At 62.1% G+C, this 22,739-nt stretch carries 21 protein-coding genes; 20 read left to right on the forward strand and 1 reads right to left on the reverse strand.

Annotated elements, in window-relative coordinates; genetic code table 11:
• From VL598_RS08400 to VL598_RS08480, 17 genes are all read left to right on the forward strand, one after another.
• Window positions 1-900: type VI secretion IcmF C-terminal domain-containing protein (locus VL598_RS08400; protein WP_325326247.1), on the forward strand; the 900-nt coding region annotated here is incomplete at its 5' end.
• A 651-nt stretch (window positions 901-1,551) separates the two neighbouring features.
• Window positions 1,552-2,301, forward strand: a complete 750-nt coding sequence (gene rpsB, locus VL598_RS08405; protein ID WP_325326248.1) for a 30S ribosomal protein S2 — start codon at window positions 1,552-1,554, stop codon at window positions 2,299-2,301.
• A gap of 244 nt (window positions 2,302-2,545) precedes the next feature.
• Complete coding sequence (gene tsf / locus VL598_RS08410; protein ID WP_325326265.1) at window positions 2,546-3,427, forward strand: translation elongation factor Ts; 882 nt, start codon at window positions 2,546-2,548, stop codon at window positions 3,425-3,427.
• 248 nt (window positions 3,428-3,675) lie between these two features.
• Window positions 3,676-4,389, forward strand: a complete 714-nt coding sequence (pyrH, locus tag VL598_RS08415) for a UMP kinase (protein ID WP_325326249.1) — start codon at window positions 3,676-3,678, stop codon at window positions 4,387-4,389.
• Window positions 4,390-4,483: 94 nt separating this feature from the next.
• Window positions 4,484-5,044, forward strand: coding sequence for a ribosome recycling factor (frr, locus tag VL598_RS08420; protein WP_325326250.1), 561 nt, complete (start codon window positions 4,484-4,486; stop codon window positions 5,042-5,044).
• Between the two features lie 79 nt (window positions 5,045-5,123).
• On the forward strand, window positions 5,124-5,906 hold the full coding sequence (gene uppS / locus VL598_RS08425) for a polyprenyl diphosphate synthase (RefSeq protein ID WP_325326251.1): 783 nt from the start codon (window positions 5,124-5,126) through the stop codon (window positions 5,904-5,906).
• Complete coding sequence (locus VL598_RS08430) at window positions 5,900-6,721, forward strand: phosphatidate cytidylyltransferase (RefSeq protein WP_325326252.1); 822 nt, start codon at window positions 5,900-5,902, stop codon at window positions 6,719-6,721. Before uppS ends, VL598_RS08430 begins: the two co-directional genes overlap by 7 nt.
• Window positions 6,722-6,780: 59 nt before the next feature.
• On the forward strand, window positions 6,781-8,010 hold the full coding sequence (locus tag VL598_RS08435) for a 1-deoxy-D-xylulose-5-phosphate reductoisomerase (protein ID WP_325326253.1): 1,230 nt from the start codon (window positions 6,781-6,783) through the stop codon (window positions 8,008-8,010).
• Window positions 8,011-8,017: 7 nt separating this feature from the next.
• Window positions 8,018-9,397 carry an RIP metalloprotease RseP gene (gene rseP, locus VL598_RS08440; RefSeq protein ID WP_325326254.1) on the forward strand — a complete coding sequence of 460 codons (1,380 nt, stop codon included), beginning with the start codon at window positions 8,018-8,020 and terminating at the stop codon, window positions 9,395-9,397.
• A gap of 69 nt (window positions 9,398-9,466) precedes the next feature.
• On the forward strand, window positions 9,467-11,770 hold the full coding sequence (gene bamA / locus VL598_RS08445; RefSeq protein ID WP_325326255.1) for an outer membrane protein assembly factor BamA: 2,304 nt from the start codon (window positions 9,467-9,469) through the stop codon (window positions 11,768-11,770).
• Between the two features lie 32 nt (window positions 11,771-11,802).
• Window positions 11,803-12,342 carry an OmpH family outer membrane protein gene (locus VL598_RS08450; protein ID WP_325326266.1) on the forward strand — a complete coding sequence of 180 codons (540 nt, stop codon included), beginning with the start codon at window positions 11,803-11,805 and terminating at the stop codon, window positions 12,340-12,342.
• 19 nt (window positions 12,343-12,361) lie between these two features.
• The gene (gene lpxD, locus VL598_RS08455; RefSeq protein ID WP_325326256.1) at window positions 12,362-13,435 is read left to right on the forward strand and encodes a UDP-3-O-(3-hydroxymyristoyl)glucosamine N-acyltransferase; all 1,074 of its coding nucleotides are present in this window, start codon (window positions 12,362-12,364) and stop codon (window positions 13,433-13,435) included.
• Between the two features lie 163 nt (window positions 13,436-13,598).
• Entirely contained in the window at window positions 13,599-14,057 is a 459-nt protein-coding gene (gene fabZ / locus VL598_RS08460) for a 3-hydroxyacyl-ACP dehydratase FabZ (RefSeq protein WP_325326257.1), read from the forward strand.
• Window positions 14,058-14,073: 16 nt separating this feature from the next.
• Window positions 14,074-14,862 carry an acyl-ACP--UDP-N-acetylglucosamine O-acyltransferase gene (lpxA, locus tag VL598_RS08465; RefSeq protein ID WP_325326258.1) on the forward strand — a complete coding sequence of 263 codons (789 nt, stop codon included), beginning with the start codon at window positions 14,074-14,076 and terminating at the stop codon, window positions 14,860-14,862.
• The gene (lpxB, locus tag VL598_RS08470; RefSeq protein ID WP_325326259.1) at window positions 14,863-16,032 is read left to right on the forward strand and encodes a lipid-A-disaccharide synthase; all 1,170 of its coding nucleotides are present in this window, start codon (window positions 14,863-14,865) and stop codon (window positions 16,030-16,032) included.
• On the forward strand, window positions 16,029-16,979 hold the full coding sequence (gene rnhB, locus VL598_RS08475) for a ribonuclease HII (RefSeq protein WP_414718681.1): 951 nt from the start codon (window positions 16,029-16,031) through the stop codon (window positions 16,977-16,979). Before lpxB ends, rnhB begins: the two co-directional genes overlap by 4 nt.
• Window positions 16,976-17,755, forward strand: a complete 780-nt coding sequence (locus VL598_RS08480; RefSeq protein WP_325326260.1) for an RNA methyltransferase — start codon at window positions 16,976-16,978, stop codon at window positions 17,753-17,755. The genes rnhB and VL598_RS08480 overlap by 4 nt, the downstream gene beginning before the upstream one ends.
• A gap of 58 nt (window positions 17,756-17,813) precedes the next feature.
• Here VL598_RS08480 and ppsR read toward each other — a convergent pair whose 3' ends face one another.
• Entirely contained in the window at window positions 17,814-18,629 is an 816-nt protein-coding gene (ppsR, locus tag VL598_RS08485) for a posphoenolpyruvate synthetase regulatory kinase/phosphorylase PpsR (RefSeq protein WP_325326261.1), read from the reverse strand.
• 234 nt (window positions 18,630-18,863) lie between these two features.
• Between ppsR and ppsA the strand changes: the two genes are divergently transcribed.
• The 3 genes from ppsA to VL598_RS08500 all read left to right on the forward strand — a co-directional run.
• Complete coding sequence (ppsA, locus tag VL598_RS08490; RefSeq protein WP_325326262.1) at window positions 18,864-21,272, forward strand: phosphoenolpyruvate synthase; 2,409 nt, start codon at window positions 18,864-18,866, stop codon at window positions 21,270-21,272.
• A gap of 183 nt (window positions 21,273-21,455) precedes the next feature.
• A complete protein-coding gene (locus VL598_RS08495) occupies window positions 21,456-21,932 on the forward strand; it encodes an NfeD family protein (protein ID WP_325326263.1) in 477 nt (158 codons plus the stop codon).
• Window positions 21,933-21,938: 6 nt separating this feature from the next.
• Window positions 21,939-22,739: SPFH domain-containing protein (locus VL598_RS08500; RefSeq protein ID WP_325326264.1), on the forward strand; the 801-nt coding region annotated here is incomplete at its 3' end.

The raw sequence follows: 22,739 nt of genomic DNA on the forward strand, positions 1-22,739 counted from the left end.
AACGAGATTTGGCGCACGGCAATCGTGGCGGACTGGAACCACGCATTGGGCGGGCGCTATCCCTTCGCCGATTCGGACAACGACGCCTCGCTGCCCCAGATGGCGCGCTTCATGCAGCCGGATCACGGCGTGATCGCGCAGATCGTGACGACGCAGTTGGCCGGCGTCGTCGAGCGCCAGGGCGATCACTGGGTGGCCGCGCAGGGCGCGAACTCCGGCGCGCTCACGCTCGATCCGGCGTTTCTCGAGGGGCTGAACCGGCTCACGCGCGTATCGACGGTGCTGTTTCCGTCGGGCGACGCGCACGTGCGCTTCGAGCTACGCGCGGTGCCAACCCCGGGCATCACCGACATGAAGTTCGTGCTCGCCGACAGCACGCTGCATTACTTCAACCAGCAAGAGGCGTGGGTGCCGTTCGAGTGGCCGGGCCAGGCGCTCGAGACGCGCACCCATCTCGAATGGCAGACCGAGCAGGGCGGGCTGCGCTCGGCGCTCGATGCGCCCGGGCACTTCGGCCTGATCCGGCTGCTCGAGCGCGCCCAGGTGACCCAGCAAGACAGCGCTCGCTATCTGCTGAGCTGGACGCCGGACGCGAGCCAAGGCCTGCCGTTGCGCGTGCAGTTGCGCAGCGAGGCGGGCGCCGGGCCGCTCGACGCGCTGCAGCTGCGGCGGTTCACGCTGGCGGCGCGGATTTTTGTGGCGAATGCTCCCCAGCCTGCCCAGCACAGCACGACGTTGGGCGCGGTCAACCTTCCCCCCTTGCCGCCCGCTGCCATCGCTGCGGCAAAGCACGCGGCGGTGCCCTTGCCGGACCTGCCGCCGTCGACGCCAGCGAGCGCACGGCGCCACGCAGTCAGCGCCTTGACGGCGGGCAACGCGGCGTTGTCGGAGGTCCAATAGCCGGTCTTCGTATGGGGCGCCACCCGCAGTTAGGCCGAAAATCGTAAGGTTCGGGCGATGTCACCGCCGATGTTATCGTCCGACGAGCTGATCGCATGCCCGCGTCGACATCAGCCCGATCCCGTCAGCCTGCGCCTTAATAATCTGCGCTTGTCCTTTTGCCGCGAAGAGATGAACCTCCGCGCTTCCCGGCGAACAACAAAATGGCCTCCGGCCACTGGGGGGATGCGCCTTCATGACGTCGGCTTCGAGCCTCTGGCGCTCCCGCTCACGACAACACCTTCCGCCGTCACGCACCTCTATGAAGGAAAGCATTTGGCTTTTGCGGAACAGGGGCGTCGCGACTTCGGGCTAAAACTTAGGCTAACACGCGGCACAACGCCACGTGGCCGTCTTGAGAGGGTTCACCCGTGCGTGCTATACTCGCTGGCTAGTCGCCTTTGGTGCCGGTCTTTGTGCCGGATGGGGCGGCTGACTCGCAAGCCGGCGCACCCAGGGTGCCGGTTTCGCCCTGCGTGGGCTCCGGGAGCAATGCCGGAGCATACCGGACTAGAGCCGGGTAGGTCCAAAGTGGTAGGTAAGGCTTTGGTCGCGCAGGCGCGATACCGGTGCGGCAGTCGGCTTAAGAACCAACCCTCGTGGAGAATTTTCATGGCAGTTACCATGCGTCAGATGCTGGAAGCCGGCGTCCACTTCGGACACCAGACTCGCTTCTGGAACCCCAAGATGGCCCCTTTCATCTTCGGCCATCGCAACAAGATTCACATCATCAACCTCGAAAAGACGCTGCCGATGTACAACGACGCACTGAAGTACGTGCGTCAGTTGGCAGCGAATCGCGGCACGATTCTTTTCGTCGGCACGAAGCGCCAGTCGCGCGACACGATTGCTGAAGAAGCAGCGCGCGCAGGCATGCCTTTCGTCAACCAGCGTTGGCTGGGCGGTATGTTGACGAACTTCAAGACGCTCAAGGTGTCCATCAAGCGTCTGAAGGACATGGAAGCGGCCGTCGAGGCAGGTGAGCTCGAGCGCATGAGCAAGAAAGAAGCGCTGCTGTTCGAGCGCGAGATCGCCAAGCTGCAGAAGTCGATCGGCGGCGTGAAGGATATGGGCGGCATTCCGGACGCGATTTTCGTCGTCGATGTCGGCTATCACAAGATCGCCGTGACCGAGGCGAAGAAGCTGGGCGTGCCCGTCATCGCCGTGGTCGATACGAACCATTCGCCCGAGGGTGTCGACTACGTGATCCCGGGTAACGACGATGCAAGCAAGGCCGTCGCGCTTTATACGAACGGCGTGGCTGATGCGATCCTCGAAGGCCGGGCAAATGCGGTGAATGAAGTCGTTCAAGCCGCGCGCGGTGAAGGCGATGAATTCGTCGAGGTCAACGGGGAGGCGTAAAGCAACCCGGTGGCCGACGGAAAAGGGGGCTTTTGAGAGCCCCCTTTTTTTAGGTTCGGCAGGGGCGGCTACCGGAATGAGGGCCATCCGGGCGAGAAGGCCAGCCCCCTCGTATTTCAGTGAGCCCGGTTTAGGCCGTCCGGGCGGCATCGTGCGGTTTGCGCTGGATGCCGTGTGAACGAATGCCTGCCGTCACGCATCGAAAGCGGGGCGGCGTATGACAGACAGACCCAAGGAGCGAATGATGGCGGCAATTACCGCAAGCATGGTGGCAGAACTGCGCGCGAAGACCGACGCGCCGATGATGGAATGCAAAAAGGCGCTGACGGAAGCGGACGGCGACATGGCCCGCGCTGAAGAGCTGCTGCGCGTCAAGCTTGGCAACAAGGCGAGCAAGGCTGCGTCGCGCGTCACGGCCGAAGGCGTCATCGTCTCGTTCATCGGCGGCAACGTTGGCGCGCTGGTCGAGCTCAACTGCGAGACGGACTTCGTGGCGAAGAACGACGACTTCATCGCGTTCTCGAAGCAGGTTGCAGAACTCATCGTCACGCAGAACCCCGCCGACGTGGACGCGCTTTCCGCGCTGACCATCAACGGCCAGACGGTTGACGCGGTTCGCTCTGCGCTCGTCGGCAAGATCGGTGAAAACCTGTCGATCCGCCGTTTTGTGCGCTATGAAACGGCCAACAAGCTTGCTACGTACCTCCACGGCGCGCGCATCGGCGTTCTCGTCGAGTTCACGGGCGGCGAAGATCAGGTGGGCAAGGACGTCGCGATGCATATCGCTGCGATGAAGCCGGTGTCAGTGTCGTCCGACGACGTGCCTGCCGAATTGATCGCCAAGGAGCGCAGCATTGCTGAGCAAAAGGCGGCCGAGTCGGGCAAGCCCGCTGAAATTACGGCCAAGATGGTCGAAGGCAGCGTGCAGAAGTACCTGAAGGAAGTGTCGCTGTTGAACCAGACGTTCGTTAAGAACGACAAGCAGACGATCGAGCAGATGTTGAAGGCAGCTGGTGCTTCGGTGCAGAAGTTCACGCTCTATGTGGTGGGCGAAGGCATCGAAAAGCGTCAAGACGACTTCGCGGCTGAAGTGGCTGCGCAAGTTGCGGCTGCACGTCAGCAGTAAGCAGTCAGCGGTTAAGCAGTTAAGCGCGAGCGGTTGCGCTGCATCGAATTTGCACCGGCGTGTGCAGTCAATGCGGGGCGCCGCGCGCGAGCGGCCGCTGTGCGAAAGTGCTGTCTTGGGGTTAACCCCGATGTGCATCACTGTCGCGCAGTCGAGGGTGAGACGGATGCGCCGCTTGCTCCAAGTCAAGTTTCACCCCTACAGTTCCACATTGTTGTCATCTTTATTCGGCGCGATCGGATACCGCTATGCCCACAGCCTATAAACGCGTTCTTCTCAAACTCTCCGGTGAGGCCTTGATGGGCGAGGATGCCTTCGGCATCAATCGCTCGACGATAGAGGGAATGGTGACGGATATCTCCGAGGTCGTGCGCCTTGGGACGCAGGTGGCGGTCGTCATCGGCGGCGGCAATATCTTTCGCGGCGTTGCCGGCGGCGCGGCCGGGATGGACCGCGCGACGGCCGACTACATGGGCATGCTCGCGACGATGATGAATGCGCTCGCCTTGCAGGATGCAATGCGGCATGCCGGCATCGAGGCGCGCGTCCAGTCGGCGTTGCGCATGGATCAAGTCGTTGAGCCGTACATTCGCCCTCGTGCAATTCGCCAGCTCGAGGAAGGCAAAGTCGTGATTTTCGCGGCGGGAACGGGCAATCCGTTTTTTACGACGGATACGGCCGCTGCGCTACGTGGCTCGGAAATCGGCGCCGAGGTGGTCTTGAAGGCGACGAAAGTCGATGGCGTCTACTCCGCGGACCCGAACAAGGATCCGACGGCGACGCGCTACGCCACGATCACCTTCGATGAGGCCATCGGCCGAAATCTTCAGGTTATGGACGCGACGGCTTTCGCGCTGTGCCGCGACCAAAAACTCCCGATCCGTGTGTTTTCGATCGGTAAGGCGGGTGCGTTGAAGCGCATCGTACAAGGTGAGGACGAGGGTACGCTCGTCCACGTTTAAACTTTCGCAGGAATGCGGGGCGCGCGGCGCCGGCGACGACGAGCGCCGCTTCGCAGCCGACGATCCGCACTGTCACGTAGGTTCGGAGGTTCAAATGAGTGTCGCAGAGATCAAAAAGGGCACCGATCAGAAGATGCAGCGTTCGATCGAGGCGTTCAAGAACGACTTGGCGAAGATTCGCACGGGCCGCGCGCATACGGGTCTGCTCGATCACATCCAGGTCGACTATTACGGTTCGAACGTGCCCATCTCGCAAGTTGCGAATCTGACGCTCATCGACGCGCGGACGATCGGCGTGCAGCCGTGGGAAAAGAAGATGGTCGCGATCGTCGAGAAGGCGATCCGTGAGTCCGATCTCGGTCTGAACCCGGCGACGCAGGGCGATCAGATTCGCGTGCCGATGCCCGCACTCACCGAAGAGCGTCGCCGCGAGTTGACGAAGGTGGTCAAGAGTGAAGGTGAAACGGCCAAAGTCGCCGTGCGAAATCTGCGCCGGGACGCCAACGAGCAGTTGAAGAAACTCGTGAAGGACAAGGAGATCTCGGAGGACGATGAGCGCCGCGCCAGCGATGACGTGCAGAAACTCACGGACAAATTCGTCGCTGAGATCGACAAGCTCGTTCATACGAAGGAAGCCGAGATCATGACCGTCTGAGGGCTGCTGCCCCGACACGGCCTTCGGTTTCATTTTCTTCTGCAGCGACTTTCTTCGGCAGTCATTCGTCCCGGCGCCCATGACCTATACCAGCTCAACTGTTCGTGTGCCTGATGTCGCGGCGGTCCCGCGGCATATCGCGATCATCATGGACGGCAACGGGCGCTGGGCAACACAGCGCCGTTTGCCGCGCGTGGCAGGCCACACGCGCGGCGTCGATGCTGTGCGCGCCTGCGTCGAGGCATGCGCGCGCGCGGGCGTCGAATATTTGACGCTGTTCGCCTTCAGTTCCGAGAACTGGCGGCGGCCTGGCGATGAAGTGTCCTTTCTCATGCGCCTTTTTGTGACGGCGCTCGAGCGTGAGGTCGGCAAGCTGCATGCGAACGGCATACGCCTGCGCGTGGTAGGCGATCTGTCGCAGTTCGATTCGCGCATCCAGGATTTGATCCGGCGTGCCGAGGCGAAGACAGCCCGCAACACGCGTCTCACGCTTACGATTGCCGCAAACTACGGTGGTCGCTGGGACATTCTTCAGGCGACGCGCAAGCTGGCCGAGGAGGCCGCCCGCGAGGGGCGCGTCGGCACGATAGACGAACAGTCGTTCGCGGAACACCTTGCGCTCGCCTATGCGCCCGAGCCCGACCTTTTCATCCGCACGGGCGGCGAAACGCGCATCAGCAATTTCCTGCTGTGGCAACTCGCCTATACCGAACTTTATTTCACCGAAAAGTACTGGCCCGATTTCAACGCCGATACCTTGGTCGACGCGATCGCCTCGTACGGCCGGCGCGAGCGCCGGTTCGGACGGACAAGTGCCCAGGTGGAGCCGCTCTCGCAGGACGTCGATTCGCTCCCATGTTGAAGACTCGTGTCGTCACGGCCGTCGTGCTGCTGGCGGTTTTCGTCCCGGTGACGTTGTATGCGCCGGTGTCTGGATTTGGCGCTTTGATCGGACTTGTCGTCGCCCTTGCCGCGTGGGAATGGGCGCGCCTCCTGAAGTTGCCCGGCCTCGCGGCGATCGGCTACGCGGCACTGGCGGCGCTGGCCGTGCTCGCCAGCACGCGACTCGGCTCTGGCACGCGTGCCGCTCGGCCGCTCTTTGAGGCAGCGGCCGTCTTCTGGGTGCTGGCAGGACCGTTCGTACTGTTGCGCAAGCCGCTGCTGGCCTACGGTGCATGGCGCGTTTTTCTGCTTCTGACCGGTATTGTCCTTTTTGTCGCGTGCTGGCATGCGCTCATAGTGGCTCGCGAGATCGGCGTATCGTTTGTCCTATCTTTACTGATTGTCGTGTGGCTCGCGGACATCGGCGCATACTTTGCGGGCAAGGCATTCGGAAAACACAAGCTTGCACCAGCGATCAGCCCGGGTAAAACATGGGAGGGCGCGGTCGGTGGATGGGTGTCGGTGGTTGTCGTCGGCACGGCGGCGCTCGCGACGCACGCGCTGGCGCCTACACTTTTTACGACGCTCGGCATGCGCGGCGGTTGGGTGCGCGCGATGCTTGCGCTCACTGTGCTCGTCGCGTTCAGCATTGTCGGCGATCTGTTCGAGTCGATGCTCAAACGCCAAGCCGGCGTGAAGGACTCGAGCGGTCTGTTGCCGGGGCATGGTGGCGTGCTGGACCGCATCGACGCTTTGCTGCCGGCGCTGCCGCTTGCCATGCTCCTCGTCAGCTAGCGCGGTGAGAGGAAAATAGGGCTCGATGTGAGGGTGCGGTCAGGCCCTGGGAATGACATATGAAAAAACGGTTAACACTGCTCGGTTCGACGGGCTCGATCGGTGACAGCACGCTCGACGTCGTCGCCCGCCATCCGGAACGCTTTGAAGTCCACGCGTTGAGCGCCCATCGAAACGGGGACAAGCTCGTTGAGCAATGCTTGAAATTCCGGCCGGACGTGGCGGTGGTCGGCGATGCCGATACAGCCGCGCGCGTCGAAGCGCAGTTGCGCTCGGCCGGTTCGGCGACCCAAGTGGCGTATGGCCGAGAGGCGCTCGTCGAAGTGTCGGAAAGCACGGGTTGCGACACGGTTGTCGCCGCGATCGTCGGTGCGGCCGGACTTGCGCCATCGCTTGCGGCCGCCAAGGCGGGCAAGCGCATCCTGCTTGCCAACAAGGAAGCGCTCGTCATGTCGGGCGCCATCTTCATGGATGCGGTGCGGGATCATGGGGCGACGCTGCTGCCCGTCGACAGCGAGCACAATGCAATTTTCCAATGCCTGCCGCGCGAGGTTGCGCTGCACGGCGGCGTTGCGAAGATCATCCTGACCGCCTCGGGCGGCCCGTTCCGCACGCGCGATCCTGCCACGCTCCACGACGTGACGCCCGAGGAGGCCTGCAAGCATCCAAACTGGGTCATGGGGCGCAAGATCTCGGTCGATTCGGCGACGATGATGAACAAGGGGCTCGAGGTGATCGAGGCCCATTGGCTGTTTGGACTCCCGGGCGAGCGCATCGACGTGCTGATTCACCCGCAGAGCGTGATTCATTCGCTGGTTTCCTATGCGGACGGCTCGGTCCTCGCTCAGCTCGGCAATCCCGACATGCGCACGCCGATTGCTCATGCGTTAGCATTTCCTGAACGCGTCGACTCCGGCGTCCCGCAGCTTGATCTGGCGCAGGTTGCGTCGCTGAGCTTCGAGCAGCCTGATTACGAGCGTTTCCCGTGCTTGGCGCTCGCCATGCAGGCGCTGGCGGCGGGTGGCATTGCGAGCACCGCGCTCAACGCCGCCAACGAGATCGCCGTCGAGGCGTTTTTGACGCGGCGCATCGGCTTTACACAAATCGCGCAGACTGTGGACGCAGTGCTCGACGCGCTGCCGAACCGCGTTCCGGGCGGGCTCGACGACGTGCTTGAGGCTGATGCGGCTGCACGTCGCGCGGCCCTTGATTTCATCGCGTCGCGTCCGTTTGCCGGACGCCTAGCGGATCGTACGGGTACGGGGCCGGCCGATCGCGCTGTCCAGTGAGACGGCAATGAACCTGCTGATCGAAATCGCCGCGTTTGCCTTCGCAATCGGCGTGCTCGTTGTGGTGCACGAGTACGGGCATTACGGCGTCGCAAGACTTTGCGGCGTGAAGGTGTTGCGTTTTTCGATCGGCTTCGGCAAACCGATCGTTCAATGGGTCGGCAAAGAAAGCGGCACCGAGTGGACGATTTCGGCGCTGCCGCTCGGCGGCTACGTGAAGATGCTCGACGAGCGCGACCCCGGGCAGCGTATTGCCGAGCGCGATCTGCCTTTCGCGTTCAACCGCCAAAATGTGGCCAAGCGCATCGCGATCGTGGCAGCCGGCCCGATCGCGAACTTCCTGCTCGCGATTGTGCTGTTCGCCGTGGTTTTTGCGACGGGTGTGGTCGAGCCGACGGCAACGCTCGCGACGCCGCCCGCGGGCAGCGTCGCCGCGCGTGCCGGCTTTGAGGGGGGCGAAACGATCCTCGCGATCGGCGACGAGCACGGCAGTGTCATCGAGCCAGTGCGCTCATGGTCGGACTTGCGCTGGAAGCTGCTCGACGCTGCATTCGATCACCGGCGTATCCTCATGCGTGCGCGGGAAAAGGACGGCGTCTACGATTTTCCCGTGGACCTCAGCCAGGTCTCGGAGCGCGACGTCGACGAGGATTTCGCGTCGATGCTCGGGTTCGATGAGGGCGGTGCGTTGTCGGTCGCCGCTGTCGAAGCCGGCAGTGCGGCGCAGCGCGCGGGTCTCGCCGCAGGGGATACGTTGCGCGGTGTGGACGGTCGGCGCATCGACGGTGCGCAGACGTTTATCGATTACGTAAAGTCGCACGCGGGGCGCCCGATCACGCTGCAAGTCGAGAGGGGCGCCAGTGCGGCAGGCCCGCTGCTCGATCTCACGATCACGCCGCAAGCGCAGCGCGATCCGCAAACGGGCGGTGAGATCGGCCGCATCGGCGCGGCACTGGCAACGAAGGTGACGACCGTCGAGGTGCGCTACGGGCCCGTGGAAAGCGTCGTGCGCGGTGTTCGGCGCACCTGGGATATCGCCGTGTACTCGGTGCGGATGTTCGGGCGCATGCTGACGGGCGAGGCGTCGATCAAGAATCTTTCCGGGCCCGTCACGATCGCTGACTATGCAGGCAAGAGCGCGCAGCTCGGCTGGGCCGCGTTTTTATCGTTTCTTTCGCTGGTGAGCATTAGTCTCGGAGTCCTGAACTTATTGCCGATTCCGGTATTGGACGGGGGGCATCTGTTATATTATCTGGTCGAAGCCGCGACCGGCAAAACCGTATCGGAGCGATGGCAGCTCCTACTGCAACGGGCCGGCCTCGTTTGCATCGTCGCCTTGTCGGCGATTGCGCTATTCAACGATCTGGCTCGATTGATCCACTTCTAAAGCGTCCGGCGCATGCTCAGTCTGCATGCCGCTGTGGAAGGATGCAGCTAAAAACACTGGGGAAGTACGTTGTTGAAAACGCATCGCTTTGTTCCTAAGACTGTTGCAGCTGCGGCCATCGCCGCTCATGGACTCGTGGCAAACGCAACGCCGCCATTCGTAGTGAAAGACATTCGGATCTTAGGGCTGCAACGGATCGAGCCCGGTACGGTGTTCGCCTACCTGCCGATCAAGCAAGGCGATACGTTCACAGACGAGAAGGCCTCGGAGGCGATTCGGGCGCTTTACAGCACGGGCTTTTTCAACGATGTCCGTATTTCGACTGAAGCGGATGATGTCGTCGTCCATGTCGTCGAGCGGCCGGCGATCGCGACGATCGATTTTTCGGGGCTGCACGAATTTGAAAAGGACGCGCTCTTCAAGGCGCTCAAGGGCGTCGGCCTCGCGCAAGGTCGCTACTACGATAAGTCGCTCGTCGATCGCGCCGAGCAGGAACTGAAGCACCAGTATTTGACGCGCGGATTTTACGCGGCCGAGGTGAAGACCACCGTGACGCCGGTCGATCATAATCGCGTGTCCATTTTGTTTTCGGTAGCCGAAGGGCCGAAAGCGAAAATCCGCCAGGTCAATTTCGTCGGCAATCGTGCGTTCAGCTCGAGCATGCTGCGCGATGAGATGCAGCTTTCGACGCCGAACTGGTTCTCCTGGTACACGAAGAACGATCTGTATTCGAAAGACAAGCTGACGACGGATCTCGAAAATATCCGCCAGCACTATTTGAACCGGGGTTATCTCGAGTTCAACATCGAGTCGACGCAGGTTTCGATCTCGCCGGACAAGAAGGACATGTACCTCACGCTGACGGTGCATGAAGGCGAGCCGTATACCGTGTCGGACGTGAAGCTCGTCGGCAATCTGCTGGACCGGGGCGGCGAGCTGGAAGAGCTCGTCAAAATCAAATCGGGCGATCGGTTTTCGGCTGAGAAGCTGCAAGCGACGACGAGGGCCATCGTCAACAAACTGGGCGAGTACGGCTACGCGTTTGCGACTGTCAATGCGCACCCGATGATCGATCAGCAGCACCACACAGTCGTGCTGACCTTGCAAGTCGACCCGAGCCGTCGCGTGTATGTGCGGCACGTCAACGTCACGGGCAACACGCGCACGCGCGATGCGGTGATTCGCCGCGAGATTCGTCAGCTCGAGAGTTCGTGGTTCGATTCGGGCCGGCTTGCACTCTCGAAGGATCGCATCAACCGTCTCGGCTACTTCACCAATGTTGACGTGACGACGGTGCCCGTGGCTGGCACGCCCGATCAGGTTGACGTCGACGTGAAGGTCGCCGAGAAGCCGACGGGGGCCATCACGCTCGGTGCCGGTTTCTCGTCGACGGACAAGGTCATAATCTCGGCGGGCGTCTCGCAGGACAACGTCTTCGGCTCGGGCACGAGCCTCAACGTGAACGTCAATACGTCGCGTACGTACCGGACGCTGACGGTCACGCAGGTCGATCCGTACTTTACGGTGGACGGGATCAAGCGGATTACCGATGTGTATTACCGCACGACGCAACCGCTTTACTACTCGACCAATTCGAGTTTCCGCATCGTGACGGCCGGTGGCGATCTGAAGTTCGGCATCCCGTTTTCGGAGCTGGACACGGTCTATTTCGGCGCGGGTTTTGAGCAGAATCGGCTCGACCCCGATGCAGAAACGCCTGATGCCTATCAGCAATACGTGGCGTCGTTCGGCCGAATTTCGAACAACCTACCGCTGACGGCGGGTTGGTCGCGCGATGCGCGCGACAGCGCACTGGTGCCGAGCCGCGGCTACTTCACGCAGGCCAGTGCCGAGTTCGGTACGCCGATCGGCGCGACCCGGTACTACAAGGCCGATGTCCAGGCGCAGTACTATTACTCGTTCGCTCGCGGCTTTGTTCTGGGGCTCAACTTCCAGGGCGGCTACGGCAACGGTTTCGGCGGCAAGCCGTTTCCGATCTTCAAGAATTACTTCGCAGGCGGCATCGGTTCTGTGCGTGGTTATCAACCGAGTTCGCTTGGCCCGCGCGATGAGTCGACCAGCGACCCGATCGGCGGCTCGAAGATGGTCGTCGGCAACATCGAGCTCACGTTTCCGCTGCCCGGCAGTGGCTACGATCGCACGTTGCGCGTGTTCACGTTCTTCGACGCCGGCAACGTATGGGGCGACCTCGGTAACAGCATCGACGCGAATGGCTTGCGCTACGGCTACGGCTTAGGCCTGGCGTGGATCTCGCCGATCGGCCCGCTCAAGTTGAGTCTGGGTTTCCCGCTCCAGAAACATTCGGGCGATCAGTACCAAAAATTCCAGTTCCAGATCGGGACCGCATTCTGATGGCGCTCACATCCAGCATCGAGAGGAAGATATTGCTAACCGGTACGTTTTCGAAACGCTTGATGTGTGCGGCCGCGCTGGCCGCGACGCTCGGCGCGGCTAGTGCGCCGGCGCATGCGCAGGAAGCCCGCATCGCGGCGGTTAATTCCGATCGCATCCTGCGCGAATCGGCCATGGCGCAAGCCGCACAAAAGAAACTCGAAGCCGAATTTGCCAAGCGGGACAAGGATCTGCGCGATATGGCGCAGCGCCTCAAGGCGATGTCGGACGCGCTCGACAAGAACGGCCCGTCGATGTCGCCGTCCGAGCGTGCCGACAGGCAGCGTGATCTGTCCAACCTTGACAGTGACTTTCAGCGCAAGCGCCGCGAGTTCAACGAGGATTTGAACCAACGCCGCAACGAAGAGCTCGCCGCCGTGCTGGACAAGGCCAACAAGGTCATCAAACAGTTCGCCGAGCAGCAGCACTACGACCTGATCGTGCAGGAAGCGGTCTATGTCAGCCCGCGCATCGACATTACCGATCAGGTGCTGAAGGCGATAGCCGCATCGGCACCGGCTGTTACTAATTGAACTCGGGAGTCGCAGGCGAATGGCAATAACGCTCGGTGAAATTGCGAAGCGTTTCGGCGGCGAGGTCGTCGGGGATGCAATGGTGCGTGTTGGCGGCCTTGCGCCGCTCGATCAGGCACAGCCGCATCAGCTCGCGTTTTTGGCGAACCCAAAGTACCTGTCCCAGGTGGACGCAACGCGTGCGGGTGCGGTGCTGATTGCGCCTGCCGACTTGGACAAGCTGACCTCGCGTGAGGGACGCAGCTTCATCGTTACACCCAACCCTTATGCCTACTTTGCGCGCGTCGCGCAGATGTTCATCGATTTGGCTGCTCCAGCGGCACTGATGGGGGTGCATCCGAGCGCCGTGGTCGATCCGGCTGCGCAAGTCGCGAAGACGGCCGTCATCGGACCGAACGTCGTCATCGAGGCGGGTGCGGTCGTCGGTGAAGGGGTGCGCCTCGATGCGGGTGTCTTCATCGGACGCGGCACCCATGTGGGCGAGAGCTCACACCTGTATCCGCGCGTGAGCGTCTATCACGGCTGTAAGATCGGACCGCGCGCGATTGTCCACGCCGGCGCCGTCATCGGCTCGGACGGCTTTGGTTTCGCGCCGGACTTCGTGGGCGAGGGCGCGGCGCGTACGGGCAGTTGGGTCAAGATTCCTCAAGTTGGCGGGGTGAAGATCGGCGCCGACGTCGAAATTGGCGCGAACACGACGATCGACCGCGGTGCAATGGCCGATACGGTCATCGAAGAGTGCGTCAAGATCGACAACCAGGTGCAGATCGGCCACAACTGCCGCATCGGCGCGTATACCGTGATCGCCGGTTGCGCCGGGATCGCGGGGAGCACGACGATCGGCAAACATTGCATGATCGGCGGTGCGGTCGGGATCGCGGGGCACGTCACGCTGGGCGATTATGTGATCGTGACGGCGAAGTCGGGTGTATCGAAATCGCTGCCGAAGGCCGGCATCTACACCAGCGCGTTTCCCGCCATCGAGAATGCGCAGTGGAACAAGAGCGCGGCGCTGATGCGCAATCTCGACAAGCTGCGCGATCGTATCAAAGCATTGGAGGCCGCTGCCGAACAACGCGACAGCGGCGCATAGAGCAAACGGGGAGGCCGACCGCTGTTGCGCTGTGTGCGTCTTGCTGTACGGCGCGCAACGGCCGGCACGGCGGGCAAACGCACTGCTGGCAGCCAAGCGCGGCCGGAGCGGCCGCCTGAAGTATCAGTTATCGTCCGCGCACCGAGCGTGGAGCAGACACATCATGACCACCGAAAAAATCAATCTCGACATTCACCAGATTCTCACGCTGCTGCCGCATCGCTATCCGATCCTGCTCGTCGATCGTGTGCTGGAGCTTGAACCTCGCAAGAGCATCAAGGCGCTGAAGAACGTGTCGATCAACGAGCCGTACTTCATGGGGCATTTTCCGCAACGGCCCGTGATGCCGGGCGTGCTGATCCTCGAGGCGCTCGCGCAAACGGCGGCGCTTTTGACGTTCGCCGAGGAGCCGCACGATCCGCAAAAGACCCTTTACTATTTCGCCGGCATCGATGGGGCTCGGTTCAAGCGTGTCGTCGAGCCGGGCGACCAGCTCATTCTGAACGTGTCCTTCGAACGCTACATGCGCGGCATCTACAAGTTCAAGGCTTTTGCGGAAGTGAACGGGGTGACGGCAGCGGAAGCCGACTTGATGTGCACGGTCAAGCACAACGGCGATTAACGATAAGGGCAAGCGTATGAGCAGCATTCATCCCACCGCCGTCATCGAGCCGGGCGCCGAGCTCGCCGAGGATGTCGTGATCGGCGCATACTCGATTGTCGGCGCGAACGTGACGATGGGTGCGGGCACCGTCGTCGGTTCGCACAGCGTGATCGAAGGCCATACGACGATCGGCGCCGGCAATCAGATCGGACATTACGCCTCGATCGGCGGCCGGCCGCAGGACATGAAGTACAAGGGGGAGCCGACTCGGCTCGTCATCGGCGATCGCAATACGATTCGCGAGTTCACAACGATCCATACCGGCACGGTCCAAGACAGCGGGGTGACGACGGTCGGTGACGACAACTGGATCATGGCGTATGTCCATATCGGACATGACTGCCAGATCGGCAGTAACGTGATTCTGTCGAGCACTGCCCAGATGGCAGGGCATGTGATCGTGGGCGATTGGGCAATTGTCGCCGGTATGTCGGGCGTGCATCAGTTTGTCAGGATCGGCGAGCATTCGATGCTGGGCGGTGCATCGGCGCTCGTGCAGGACCTTCCGCCGTTCGTCATCGCAGCCGGCAACAAGGCTGTGCCGCATGGCATCAACGTCGAAGGGCTGCGCCGCCGCGGTTTCTCGGCCGATGCCATTTCGGCGCTGCGCTCGGCGTATCGGCTGCTTTACAAAAACGGCCTTTCGCTTGAAGAGGCCAAGGCGCAACTCGCTGATCTCTCGTCAGAGGGCGGCGACGGCGATCAACACGTGCGCAAGCTCACTGCGTTCATCGAGACGTCGCAGCGCGGCATCATCCGATAGATGGCGCTGCACACGAGTCCGCTGCGCATCGCCCTGGCGGCGGGCGAGCCATCCGGCGATTTGCTCGCCGCCGCGCTACTGGACGGCCTTGCTCGCCAGCTGCCCGAAGGCACACGGTACTACGGCATCGGTGGTCCGCGCATGATGGCTCATGGCTTCGAGGCCCATTGGCCCATGGAGAAGTTGACCGTGCGCGGCTATGTGGAAGCGCTACGGCATGTACCCGAAATTCTCCGGATTCGCGGCGAGCTCAAGCGTCAATTGCTAGCCGATCGGCCCCATGTGTACATCGGCGTGGACGCCCCCGACTTCAACTTCGGAGTCGAGGAGCCGTTGCGCGCGGCCGGCATCCCGACGATTCACTATGTCTGCCCGTCTATCTGGGCTTGGCGTGGCGGTCGTATCAAGAAGATCGCGAAAGCCGTCGATCACATGCTGTGCGTTTTCCCCTTCGAGACCGAGCTGCTCGAGAAGGCGGGGGTTGCGGCTACCTACGTCGGTCATCCGCTCGCCGACGAAATTCCTCTCGAGCCCGATACGGCGGGTGCGCGCCGTGCGCTTGGACTGCCCGAAAGCGGTCCGATCATTGCTGTGCTGCCGGGCAGTCGCCGTTCGGAGATCGGGCTGATCGGGCCGACATTTTTCGATGCCATGGCGCTGATCCAGCAGCGTGAGCCGTCAGTCCGTTTCGTGATGCCGGCCGCCACGCCGGCACTGCGCGCGCTGTTGCAGCCGCTTATGGATGCGCACCCCGGGCTCGCGCTCACCATCACCGATGGCGACGCCCAGCGCGCGATGACGGCTGCCGATGCGGTGCTCGTCAAAAGCGGGACTGTCACGCTCGAAGCGGCGCTGCTCAAGAAGCCGATGGTGATTTCTTACAAGGTGCCGTGGTTGACCGGCCAGATCATGCGCCGGCAGGGCTATCTGCCGTACGTCGGCTTGCCGAACATCTTGGCCGGACGCTTTGTGGTGCCGGAAATTCTTCAGCATTTCGCGACACCGGCAGCGTTGGCCGACGCAATGCTGGTTCAGTTGCATGACGAAGCGAATCGGCGCACGCTCAACGACGTCTTCACGCAGATGCATCACGTGCTGCGACGAGATACGGCGCAACGCGCGGCCGAGGCGGTCGAGCGTGTGATCGATGCACGGAAGCTGCGCACATGACGGCGTCAAGAGCAACGCGCCGTCCGAGCCAGGTAGTCGTGGGGAAAAAAGTGACAAGGCAAACGGCCACGAACGCGGCAGTCGATAGTTCTGCCGGAACGGTGCCGCGCGACAGGGCGGTCAAGTCTGTCCAGTCGGCGCTCGAATTCGAGTCGCCGCTCGATATCGTCTGCGGCGTCGACGAGGCTGGGCGCGGGCCGCTGGCTGGGCCCGTGGTCGCGGCGGCGGTAATTCTCGATCCGAAACGCCGCATCCGAGGCCTTGACGATTCGAAGGTGCTCAATGCGAAAACGCGCGAAGCGCTTTACGAGAAAATCGTCGAGCGTTCCATCGCTTATTGCATCGCCTCAGCGAGCGTCGAAGAAATCGATTCGCTCAATATCCTGCATGCGACGATGCTCGCCATGAAGCGGGCTGTCGAGGGGCTTGCGGTGACGCCGACGCTCGCCAAAATCGACGGGAACCGGTGCCCCGTGCTATCCGTGCGCAGCGAGGCGATTATCGGCGGCGATGCGCTTGTTCCGGCGATCTCGGCTGCGTCGATTCTCGCCAAGGTCACGCGCGACCGGATGTTGGCCGATCTTCATCTTCGTTTTCCCATGTACGGTTTCGATTCACACGTCGGCTACGGCACGCCGCAGCATCTCGCCGCCTTGCTCGAGCATGGTCCGTGCGAGCATCACCGCCGCTCGTTCGCGCCGGTGCGCGAAGCGTATGCGCGCAGTGGCATCGCGGTGGCACTGCCTCAGGGCGTGGAAGTCGTTACGCCCACGACACTCGAGGAGGTGGTCGAACTCGTCGGTGCCGGGCAGGATGAGGGCGAAGCGCAGATCGCTTTCCCGGACGCTCACGAGCCCGCGGGCCATGCGCTCGGGCAGGCGGTGGCCGGCGAGGCCGCTCAGCATGACACTCCCTATGACAATCACCTAGTCGGGCCTGCCGCGTGAAAGCCATTACCTCTCGCGATAACCCGCTTTACAAGCGTTTAAAAGCGCTCGCCGGTTCGACGCACCAGCAACGAAAGAGCGGCCATGCGCTGCTTGAGGGCTTCCATCTTGCCGGCGCTTATCTCGATGTGGCGGGCGAGCCGGAAACGTGCGTTGTGACGGACGAGGCGCTGCGGCACCCGGAAGCGCAAGCGATCCTCGGCCGCGTTGACGCGTCACGTGTGGTCATGCTGCCCGAGGCACTGTTCGGGCAGTTGTCGAACGTCGTGAATGGCGTCGGGCTGCTATTCGTTGTGCCGAAACTCGCGCCGCCGTTGCCTCAACGTGTGGAGACGGCTTGCGTCGTACTCGACGGGGTGCAGGACGCTGGCAACGTTGGCTCGATCCTGCGCAGTGCCGCGGCGGCGGGCGTAACGCAAGTGTTTTGCGGGCCTGGGACGGCTTATGCGTGGTCATCCAAAGTGCTGCGCTCGGGCATGGGGGCGCATTTCTTGCTCGACGTGCATGAGGATATTGAGCCGCGGGCGTTGATCGAACGCTTGGCCGTTCCTGTCGCCATCACGGACTCTCACGCCGAAGCGGCGCTTTACGATTGCGATCTGTCAGGGCCGATTGCCTGGGTATTCGGCAATGAAGGCGCGGGCGTCTCAGCGGCGTGGCGCGAGGCCGTCTCATACCGGCTCACCATTCCTCAGCCGGGCGGCATGGAGTCGCTGAACGTGGCTGCGGCGGCCGCTGTCTGTCTCTTTGAGCAGTGCCGCCAACAACGCGGCTGACGTCGGTCGTGGCCGCGCACCTTTGGGGTGGCGCGGCCCCTTGGGATGCACCTGAGTCTCAATAAGCCGCGCGGTCGAGCTTGATTTCCTGCAGGATCGTGGTCGCTATCTCCTCGATCGACTTGTGCGTCGAGGAGAGCCACTTGATCCCCTCACGCCGCATCATCGTCTCCGCCTCATTGATCTCGTAGCGGCAGTTCTCGAGCGCCGCGTATTTGCTGCCTGGCCTGCGTTCATTGCGAATTTCCGAGAGCCGCTGCGGATCGATCGACAGCCCGAAGAGCTTATCGCGATGCTGTGCGAGCGGAGTGGGCAACTTGCCGCGCTCGAAGTCCTCGGGGATCAGGGGGTAATTCGCCGCCTTCACCCCGTATTGCATGGCGAGATAGAGACTGGTGGGTGTTTTGCCGCTGCGCGATACGCCCACCATGATGACATCGGCGTCAGCGAGGTTGCGGTCGGATTGGCCGTCATCGTGCGCGAGCGAGAAGTTGATGGCCTCGATGCGCGTCTTGTACTCCTCCGTATCCGCGTTCTGGTGCCCCCGCCCGATCGCATGTGTCGATTTCATGTCGAGCTCCTGCTCGAGCGGCTCGACGAACTGCTGAAAAATATCGAGCACGAGCGCGTTCGAGTTCTTCACGATCGCGTTGGACGTACTGTCGACGAGCGTCGTGAAGACGATGGGCCGGCGACCGTCGAGCACAGCCGCTTCGCTGATCTTTCGGACAGTTGCGTGGGCTTTGTCTGCCGAATCGACGAACGGCACGCGCAGCAGGCGAAATTTCTGATCGAACTGGGACAGGATCGAATGCGCGAACGTTTCGGCAGTGATCCCGGTACCGTCGGAGACGATAAATACGGTGGGCGGCATTTGAGCAAGCTGAAACGGGGGAGGCGGGCGCCGCAATTATCTCGCGGCAGCCCCTATTTGGCGAGGCAGCGGAGTAAAATAGCCGGAACCTGTTGGATAAGCAATTGCTATGGATTTGCTTTTTCGATTGCTTTTCCAACAGGTTGTGCATGATGTGCGGGTCCGATTGTTCGGGCCTCGTGCATGCGAGCCCACATGTGCAGCCGTGAATTTCTTTCACACTTAGGGGCTTCAATGACTAACGCTGCAAACGTCACAAAGGAACAGGCGTATGTAATCCCGTTCGAACAGTTGCGCATGAGCGATGTTGAAATCGTCGGCGGCAAGAATGCGTCGCTTGGCGAGATGATCAGTCAACTGGCTGAGGCGGGTGTTCGCGTTCCGACTGGGTTCGCCACGACTGCGCTTGCGTTCCGCGACTTCCTCAAGCACAACAACCTGACCGAGCGCATTGCAGCGCGTCTCGAGTCGCTCGACGTCGACGACGTCAAGTCGCTCGCGGCCGCAGGCAAAGAAATTCGGGAATGGATCGTCGAGGCGCCGCTGCAGCCGAGCCTCGAGGCTGAGGTTCGCGCACACTTCGATACGTTGCAAGCGAGCTCCCCTGGGGAGCTTTCGTTCGCTGTGCGCTCTTCGGCGACAGCGGAGGACTTGCCTGACGCGTCGTTCGCGGGGCAGCAGGAATCGTATCTGAACGTGGTCGGCGTTGAAGACGTGCTCGACCGCATGAAGCACGTTTTCGCTTCGCTCTACAACGATCGCGCCATCTCGTACCGTGTCCACAAGGGCTTTACGCATGCCGAAGTCGCACTATCGTGCGGCGTGCAGCGCATGGTGCGCTCGGATGTCGGCGCAGCCGGCGTCATGTTCACGCTCGATACCGAGTCTGGCTTCGAGGGAGCGGTATTCATCACGTCGAGCTACGGGCTGGGCGAAACCATCGTCCAGGGCGCGGTCAACCCCGATGAGTTCTACGTGTTCAAGACGACGCTGGCCGAGGGCAAGTACCCGATCATCCGTCGCTCGATCGGCTCGAAGCTCATCAAGATGGAGTTCACGCAGGCCGGCGAGCCGGGGCGCGTGAAGACGGTTGATGTCCCCCACGAACAGCGCAATCGCTTCTCGATCACCGACGACGACGTCATCGAACTGGCGAAGTATGCGGTCATCATCGAGAACCACTACCAGCGTCCGATGGACATCGAGTGGGGCAAGGACGGTCGTGACGGCAAGATCTTCATCCTGCAGGCGCGTCCCGAGACGGTGAAGAGCCAAAGCTCGGGCAAGGTCGAGCAGCGCTTCAAGCTGAAGGGGCAGTCGCAGGTGCTCGTAACGGGCCGCGCGATCGGGCAGAAGATCGGTGCGGGGCGCGTACGCGTCATTCGCGACCCCTCGGAGATGGATCGTGTGCAACCCGGCGATGTGCTCGTGGCCGACATGACGGACCCGAACTGGGAGCCGGTCATGAAGCGCGCTTCGGCAATCATCACGAACCGCGGCGGACGCACCTGTCATGCGGCGATCATTGCACGCGAGCTCGGTGTGCCGGCGGTGGTCGGCTGCGGCGATGCCACGGACGTGTTGAAGGACGGCACGCTCGTCACGGTGTCGTGTGCCGAGGGCGACGAAGGCAAGATTTACGATGGCCTGCTGGAAACGGAGGTGACTGAGATCGATCGCGGTGATTTGCCGCCGATCCCGGTCAAGATCGCGATGAACGTTGGCAATCCGCAACTCGCGTTCGATTTCGCGCAGCTGCCGAGCTCGGGCGTCGGCCTGGCACGGCTCGAATTCATCATCAACAACAACATTGGTGTCCACCCGAAGGCGATCCTCGAGTATCCGAATATCGATGCGGATCTGAAGAAGGCGGTCGAGAGCGTCGCGCGCGGCCATGCATCACCGCGTGCGTTCTATGTCGACAAGCTGGCCGAGGGGATTGCGACGATTGCGGCAGCGTTCTACCCGCGTCCCGTCATCGTGCGTCTGTCGGACTTCAAGTCGAACGAGTACAAGAAGCTCATCGGCGGCTCGCGCTACGAGCCTGACGAGGAAAATCCGATGCTCGGCTTCCGCGGTGCATCGCGTTATATCGCACAGGACTTCGCTCCGGCGTTCGAAATGGAATGCCTGGCACTGAAGCGCGTGCGGGAGGACATGGGGCTCACGAACGTTGAGGTCATGGTGCCGTTCGTGCGCACGCTGAAGCAGGCTGAGCGTGTTATCGGCCTGCTCGAGAAGTACGGCCTGAAGCGTGGCCAAAACGGTTTGCGTCTCATTATGATGTGCGAGATTCCGTCGAATGCGATTCTGGCGGACGAGTTCCTCGAGCACTTCGATGGCTTTTCGATCGGTTCGAACGACCTCACGCAGCTGACACTCGGCCTCGACCGCGATTCGGGTATGGAACTGCTCGCAGTGGACTTCGACGAACGTGACGAGGCGGTGCAGGTGCTGCTCAAGCGTGCAATCGACGCCTGCCGGCGCCAGAACAAGTACGTCGGTATTTGCGGTCAGGGTCCGTCCGATCACCCCGATTTCGCGCAGTGGCTCACCGAGCAAGGCATTACATCGATTTCGCTCAACCCGGACACGGTCATCGAGACGTGGCAGTCGCTTGCGAAATCAATGGCTGCGAAGTAACCGCCCAAAAAACAGTCGCGCCTTCGATGGCGCGGCTGCTTCGTGCTATAACCGCCCCGGTATATCCGGGGCTTTTTTTTGGGGGCCGCGCATACCCCGGGGCGTTTGTCTAATTCAACGCGCTCACTGTCCGTATCGGCATTCGGGCAGCGATGCCGCCTATCGAGAATCAGGGAGGCCACGATGTCGCCGTACGACTTTCTTTGGTGGGGCGGCGCCGGTGTGCTGATCGTCGCCGAGCTGCTGACGGGCACCTTTTACCTGCTCATGATCGCATTCGGCTTCATCGCGGCCGCACTCGCGCAGCTGGCCGGGGCTGGAGTGGCATGGCAATGCGTCGCCGCAGCGTTTGTCGCATTGGGGGCGCTCTTCGCGCTCAAGCGCTCGCGTCTAGGCCGCTCCAAGCAGGGGCGGGATACATCGGCAAACCCCGACGTCAACTTGGACATCGGTGAAACACTCGAGGTCGAAAGCTGGCGTGAGGGCCGGGCTCGCGTGCCCTATCGCGGCGCCGAATGGGACGTCGAGCTTGCCCCCGGCGCGCGTGCCGATGCCCACTTCTACGAGGTCGCCGCCGTGCAAGCGAACCGCCTCATCGTCGTTGAGAAAAAGCCGGCTTCGGCCCGGCCACATCATCGGGTTTCAACCAAAAAGGAGTGAACAAAGATGGATATGACCATCGTGGGGGGAGTACTGCTCGTCGTCGCCATCGTCATCGCGGCGCAGTCGATCAAGATCGTGCCACAGCAGCATGCGTGGGTCGTCGAGCGGTTCGGCCGCTATCACGCTACGCTCGCGCCGGGTCTCAACTTCGTCTTGCCGTTCGTGGACCGCGTCGCTCACCGGCATGTGCTCAAGGAAATTCCACTGGATGTGCCGGCGCAGATCTGCATCACTCGGGACAACACGCAGCTTCAGGTCGATGGCGTGCTCTACTTCCAGGTTACCGACCCCATGAAGGCGTCATATGGCTCGAGCAACTTCGTGCTCGCCATCACACAGCTTTCCCAAACCACGCTGCGCTCCGTCATTGGCCGGCTCGAACTCGACAAGACGTTTGAGGAACGGGATCTCATCAACCGCAGCGTTGTTTCTGCGCTCGACGAGGCGGCAGCGAGCTGGGGCGTGAAAGTGCTGCGTTACGAAATCAAGGATTTGACGCCGCCGAAGGAAATCCTGCACGCCATGCAGGCGCAGATCACGGCTGAGCGTGAGAAGCGTGCGCTAATTGCCGCGTCGGAAGGGCGCAAGCAGGAGCAGATCAACATTGCGGCCGGAGGGAGGGAGGCGGCCATCCAGAAGTCCGAGGGCGAACGGCAGGCCGCAATCAATCAGGCGCAAGGCGAGGCGGCCGCGATTCTCGCCGTGGCCGAGGCGAATTCGAAGGCAATCCGCACCATCGCCGAGGCGATCCAGTCGACGGGCGGCATGGACGCCGTCAATTTGAAGGTTGCCGAGCAGTATGTG

The organism is Trinickia sp., assembly GCF_035492435.1.
Lineage (GTDB): Bacteria > Pseudomonadota > Gammaproteobacteria > Burkholderiales > Burkholderiaceae > Trinickia.

Excerpts from the sequence above, each read along its gene's own strand:
- rpsB (WP_325326248.1), top strand. The coding sequence starts at position 1,552 with ATGGCAGTTACCATGCGTCAGATGCTGGAAGCCGGCGTCCACTTCGGA.
- tsf (WP_325326265.1), top strand. The coding sequence starts at position 2,546 with ATGGCGGCAATTACCGCAAGCATGGTGGCAGAACTGCGCGCGAAGACC.
- pyrH (WP_325326249.1), top strand. The coding sequence starts at position 3,676 with ATGCCCACAGCCTATAAACGCGTTCTTCTCAAACTCTCCGGTGAGGCC.
- frr (WP_325326250.1), top strand. The coding sequence starts at position 4,484 with ATGAGTGTCGCAGAGATCAAAAAGGGCACCGATCAGAAGATGCAGCGT.
- uppS (WP_325326251.1), top strand. The coding sequence starts at position 5,124 with ATGACCTATACCAGCTCAACTGTTCGTGTGCCTGATGTCGCGGCGGTC.
- VL598_RS08430 (WP_325326252.1), top strand. The coding sequence starts at position 5,900 with ATGTTGAAGACTCGTGTCGTCACGGCCGTCGTGCTGCTGGCGGTTTTC.
- VL598_RS08435 (WP_325326253.1), top strand. The coding sequence starts at position 6,781 with ATGAAAAAACGGTTAACACTGCTCGGTTCGACGGGCTCGATCGGTGAC.
- rseP (WP_325326254.1), top strand. The coding sequence starts at position 8,018 with ATGAACCTGCTGATCGAAATCGCCGCGTTTGCCTTCGCAATCGGCGTG.
- lpxD (WP_325326256.1), top strand. The coding sequence starts at position 12,362 with ATGGCAATAACGCTCGGTGAAATTGCGAAGCGTTTCGGCGGCGAGGTC.
- fabZ (WP_325326257.1), top strand. The coding sequence starts at position 13,599 with ATGACCACCGAAAAAATCAATCTCGACATTCACCAGATTCTCACGCTG.
- lpxA (WP_325326258.1), top strand. The coding sequence starts at position 14,074 with ATGAGCAGCATTCATCCCACCGCCGTCATCGAGCCGGGCGCCGAGCTC.
- lpxB (WP_325326259.1), top strand. The coding sequence starts at position 14,863 with ATGGCGCTGCACACGAGTCCGCTGCGCATCGCCCTGGCGGCGGGCGAG.
- rnhB (WP_414718681.1), top strand. The coding sequence starts at position 16,029 with ATGACGGCGTCAAGAGCAACGCGCCGTCCGAGCCAGGTAGTCGTGGGG.
- ppsR (WP_325326261.1), bottom strand. The coding sequence starts at position 18,629 with ATGCCGCCCACCGTATTTATCGTCTCCGACGGTACCGGGATCACTGCC.
- ppsA (WP_325326262.1), top strand. The coding sequence starts at position 18,864 with ATGACTAACGCTGCAAACGTCACAAAGGAACAGGCGTATGTAATCCCG.
- VL598_RS08495 (WP_325326263.1), top strand. The coding sequence starts at position 21,456 with ATGTCGCCGTACGACTTTCTTTGGTGGGGCGGCGCCGGTGTGCTGATC.